Origin of the sequence: Lichenihabitans sp. Uapishka_5, assembly GCF_033947565.1 — a bacterium.
Lineage (GTDB): Bacteria > Pseudomonadota > Alphaproteobacteria > Rhizobiales > Beijerinckiaceae > Lichenihabitans.
On sequence record NZ_JARPVX010000155.1, the window covers coordinates 1 to 3,796 of the forward strand.

The 3,796-nt window shown below is 70.8% G+C and carries 7 protein-coding genes; 3 read left to right on the plus strand and 4 right to left on the minus strand.

Annotated elements, in window-relative coordinates:
- Positions 1–454, plus strand: a 454-nt coding sequence (locus P7D22_RS22570) for a hypothetical protein (RefSeq protein WP_319936499.1), incomplete at its 5' end; no start/stop codon positions are given.
- Complete coding sequence (gene hpt / locus P7D22_RS22575; protein ID WP_319936500.1) at positions 451–987, plus strand: hypoxanthine phosphoribosyltransferase; 537 nt, start codon at positions 451–453, stop codon at positions 985–987. The genes P7D22_RS22570 and hpt, both read left to right, overlap by 4 nt.
- Positions 988–1,181: 194 nt before the next feature.
- On the opposite strand, the gene P7D22_RS22580 is transcribed toward hpt, so the two are convergent.
- From P7D22_RS22580 to P7D22_RS22595, 4 genes are all read right to left on the minus strand, one after another.
- Entirely contained in the window at positions 1,182–1,409 is a 228-nt protein-coding gene (locus P7D22_RS22580) for a hypothetical protein (RefSeq protein ID WP_319936501.1), read from the minus strand.
- Between the two features lie 106 nt (positions 1,410–1,515).
- Entirely contained in the window at positions 1,516–2,103 is a 588-nt protein-coding gene (locus P7D22_RS22585; protein WP_319936502.1) for a DsbE family thiol:disulfide interchange protein, read from the minus strand.
- The gene (ccmD, locus tag P7D22_RS22590; protein WP_319936503.1) at positions 2,100–2,276 is read right to left on the minus strand and encodes a heme exporter protein CcmD; all 177 of its coding nucleotides are present in this window, start codon (positions 2,274–2,276) and stop codon (positions 2,100–2,102) included. The genes P7D22_RS22585 and ccmD overlap by 4 nt, the downstream gene beginning before the upstream one ends.
- A complete protein-coding gene (locus P7D22_RS22595; RefSeq protein ID WP_319936504.1) occupies positions 2,273–3,031 on the minus strand; it encodes a heme ABC transporter permease in 759 nt (252 codons plus the stop codon). Before P7D22_RS22595 ends, ccmD begins: the two co-directional genes overlap by 4 nt.
- A 168-nt stretch (positions 3,032–3,199) precedes the next feature.
- Here P7D22_RS22595 and P7D22_RS22600 point away from each other — a divergent pair.
- The coding region (locus P7D22_RS22600; RefSeq protein WP_319936505.1) for a hypothetical protein at positions 3,200–3,796 on the plus strand (597 nt) is incomplete at its 3' end.

Sequence of the window (3,796 nt, forward strand, 5' to 3'; positions counted from 1 at the left end):
CGAGGGGTCGGCGCTGGCCGGCATCGGGCTGGCGCTCGGCGTGCTGGTCGGGCTGTCGGGCCTGCTGGGCTGGCGTGGCCCGATCGCCCGCCATGTGCCGGGGGCGGCGGCGCTCTACCGGGCCGCCGGCCTGACCACCGAACCGGCGAGCCTCGTGGTCAGCGGGCTGACGTCCGAGCGCACGCCGGACGGCCTCGCGGTCGAGGGCAAGCTGACGAACCCGAACCCGAGCCGCATGGCGGTGCCGCGCCTGCGTCTCGCCATCCGGGATGCCGGATCGGCGACGCTGACCAGTTGGACCGCCGAAGCCCCGAAGCGCAGCCTCGCGCCGGGCGAGACCGTCACCTTCACGAGCCGCCTCGACAAGCCTCCTGCCGAAGGGCATGACCTTTCGGTCAGCTTCGCGGCCGAGCGTGTGGCCGTGTCGGATGCCGGCGTGAGGGATGCGCGATGACCGGGAACCCTGCGGTGCGGGTGCTGTTCGACGAGGCCGCGATCGCGGCCCGTATCGCCAGGCTGGCGATCGAGATCCGGGCCGCGGCGCCCCGGAACCTGCTGGTCGTAGCGATCCTCAAGGGCTCCTTCATCTTCGCGGCCGACCTCGTGCGCGCCCTGCACCGCGAGAACCTCGACCCGCAGGTCGAGTTCATGCACCTGTCGAGCTACCGGCAGGGCACCGTCTCGACCGGGCAGGTCGAGATCCTGAAGGACGTGGATTCGCCCGTCGAAGGGCGTGACGTGGTGATCCTCGACGACATCCTGGAATCGGGCCGCACCCTGGCCTTTGCCAAGGACCTGTTGGCGGCGCGTGGGGCCAGGCGGGTAATGATCGCCGTGATGCTGGAAAAGCCGAACAAGCGCGCCGTCCAGGTGACGGCCGATTTCCTCGGCTTCACCTGCCCGGACCTGTTCGTCGTCGGCTATGGTATGGACATCGCCCATTCGTACCGGCAGCTGCCGTTCATCGGTGTTGTCGACGGCGCCTGAAAACGCTCACCAAGCTGTGATGACACCGGTTCCTTCATTCCGGGCAAGCGCAGCGCAAACCCGGAACCGGGGAGCCTCGGCGTCGCAGGCCGCCCCTCCGCCGGCTACCCCACCCGCTGCGCAGGCGTGGCCCCCTGGTCTGTTACACCCCGGCATGACGGACCGTGACAGGGTCCGATCGATGCAGGTTGGTATCAGCCCTCGCAGGACGCCAGAACGCGATGCCGCGCAAAGGTCAGCACGAGGCCGAGCTTCGCAGCCTTGGTCTCCACCACGCTTGCCGGCACGGTGAGAACCGCGGCGCTCAACAAAGCCGCGACGACGGGGGCCGTGATGCCGACCGAACGGGCGACCCGCGCGCGTGTCGGCGCAGCCGGAACTGCGTCCCAGAAGGCGTCGGGCGTAACGGACAAAAAGGTCATGGCGTTGCCCCGGGCGGATGAGCCATCATCCTAGGGGCCAGGTGTTGCGGTCCGGTGTGGCAGATCGCTCGCATTCGAACGATCCGATGATTGCTGTCCCGCCGCCTCAGCGCATGGCCTTGGCGATCTCGGCCTTGAAGGCCGGCAGGTTGCGCTCCGTGACGCCGCCGACGAGCTTGAAGGCGATCGTGCCGTCGCCCTTCACCACATAGGTTTCCGGCACCCCGTAGACGCCGAAGTCGATGCCGGTGCGGCCGGCCGCGTCGTTGCCGACCGCCGCGAAGGGATTGCCCTCCGAGGCGAGATAGCGTTGCGCGTCGGCGGGGGCATCCTTGTAGGAGAGGCCCACCAGCGTCACGCCCTCGGCCTTCAGGTCCGGGTCCTGGGCCAGGGCCAGCAGGGCGTCGTGCTCGGCATGGCATTCGACGCACCAGGAGGCGAAGACGTTGACCAGCGACACGTGCCCGGCCCGCAGGTCGCGCGCGGCCAGCCCCGGTACGCCGAGCCCCGCGATCGCCGGCAGGTCGAAATTCGGGGCCGGCCGGCCGATCAGCACCGACGGCAGCAGCGCCGGATCGCCGTCGCCGAGCCTGAGCCCGAGCAGCGCCGCGATGGAGGCGAAGACCACCAGCGGCAGCGCCAGGAACGAGCGGCGCCCCCAGGGCACGGATCGCGCTTCGCCGGACGGGCTCATCGGCCCGCCGCGCCACGGCCGCGGGGATCGAAGCGCCGCAGTCGCCGCGTTTGACGGCGCCGGTCGAGCACCAGGGCCGCCACCGTGCCGCCCAGCACCGCCGCCGTCACGCCATAGGCGGCCAGGATGAAGCCGACGTGCGGCACGGCCAGCAGGGCGGACAGGGCCGTCACGGCGCGGCCTCGACGATCGCAAAGGTTGTGGCGGCGGCCGGAACGGCGGCGTTCAGCATCAGGCGGCGCAACCGCCGGCGCAGTACCTCGGTGCGGATCGCATAGAGGTGCAGGGTGGCGAACAACAGGCTGAACCCCGCGGCCATGACCAGCAGCGGCCACAACATCGACGGATCGAGGGCCGGACCTCCCATGCGGAACACCGAGGCCGGCTGGTGCAGCGTGTTCCACCAGTCGACCGAGAATTTGACGATCGGGATGTTGACCACGCCCACCAGCGTCATGATGGCGGCGGCCCGTGCGGCGCGGCCGGGCTCCTCGATGGCCTGCCACAGCCCGATCAGCCCGAGGTAGATCAGAAACAACACCAGCACGGAGGTGAGCCGCGCGTCCCACACCCAATAGGTGCCCCACATGGGCTTGCCCCACAGCGAGCCGGTGACGAGGCAGGTGAACGTAAAGGCGGCCCCGAGGGGTGCGGCGGCCTTCTGGGCCGCATCGGCCAGCGGGTGGCGCCACACCAGCGTGCCCAGCGCCGCGCCGGTCATCACCATGTAGCACAAGCTCGCCACCCAGGCGGCCGGCACGTGAATGAACATGATCCGCACGGTCTCGCCCTGCTGATAGTCGGGCGGGGCCACCACGAGCGCGAGGATCAGCCCCACCAGCAGGCACACGGCCGTGGTGGCCGCGAGCCAGGGCAGCAGGCGCCCCGAGATGCGCATGAAATTGGCCGGGTTCGCGAGGGCCATCATGGGTTCGTGGTGTAGTTCGTCCGGCGGGGGGCCGCAAGCGCCGGCCCGCTCGGGAAGCTGCCTGGTAAGGAAACGCTAAGGTTAACGGGAAGTGGTTCGACGCGGTCAACGAAACGCAAACCTCTGCGCGGCGAAGGTAGGGGCCTCGCGGCGTTCGGAGCACAACACATGTCGGTCGCCGATCTGCCGATGCCGCCGGCCAGGGCCGCGCGGGCCACCGGCGCGTCCGGGCTCGGGGACGGCCTCGCTGTTGCGGTGACGATCCTGCTGCTGGCGGCGTTCGCGGCGCTGGTCCAGGGGCCGGGCCGGCTTGCCGATGACGGCCTTTATCGCCTGCTGGTGGCGCTGCTCGACGGCCATGCGACGGGGCTCGGCATGGGCGGCGCCCTCGGGGGCGGGGTGCCGAACAGCTTCGGCTACGGAGAGCTGGCGAACTGGCTGCCCGATGCCGTGCTGGCCGATCCGGGCCGGCTGATCACGACCATGAACCGGGTCGGCCTCGTGTCGGCCGTTTGGGCCCTCGGGGCGCTGGCGGCCGCCTTGTCGCTCGCCTATGGCAGCCGGGTGGCCGCCGTGGCGACGGCGCTGTTCGGCTTGTCGCCCGTCTGGCTCGACCTGGCGCCGACCGCCCATCCCGTTCTGCCGGCCCTGGCGGCCTTCTTCACCGGCGCCGCGCTGTTGTTCGCCGACGGCCGCGGCTGGCGCCGGCCGGCGCTGTGGAGCCTTGCGACGCTGCTGCTTTTCGCCGCCCTGACGCTGCGGGCC

Excerpts from the sequence above, each read along its gene's own strand:
- hpt (WP_319936500.1), top strand. The coding sequence starts at position 451 with ATGACCGGGAACCCTGCGGTGCGGGTGCTGTTCGACGAGGCCGCGATC.
- P7D22_RS22580 (WP_319936501.1), bottom strand. The coding sequence starts at position 1,409 with ATGACCTTTTTGTCCGTTACGCCCGACGCCTTCTGGGACGCAGTTCCG.
- P7D22_RS22595 (WP_319936504.1), bottom strand. The coding sequence starts at position 3,031 with ATGATGGCCCTCGCGAACCCGGCCAATTTCATGCGCATCTCGGGGCGC.
- P7D22_RS22585 (WP_319936502.1), bottom strand. The coding sequence starts at position 2,103 with ATGAGCCCGTCCGGCGAAGCGCGATCCGTGCCCTGGGGGCGCCGCTCG.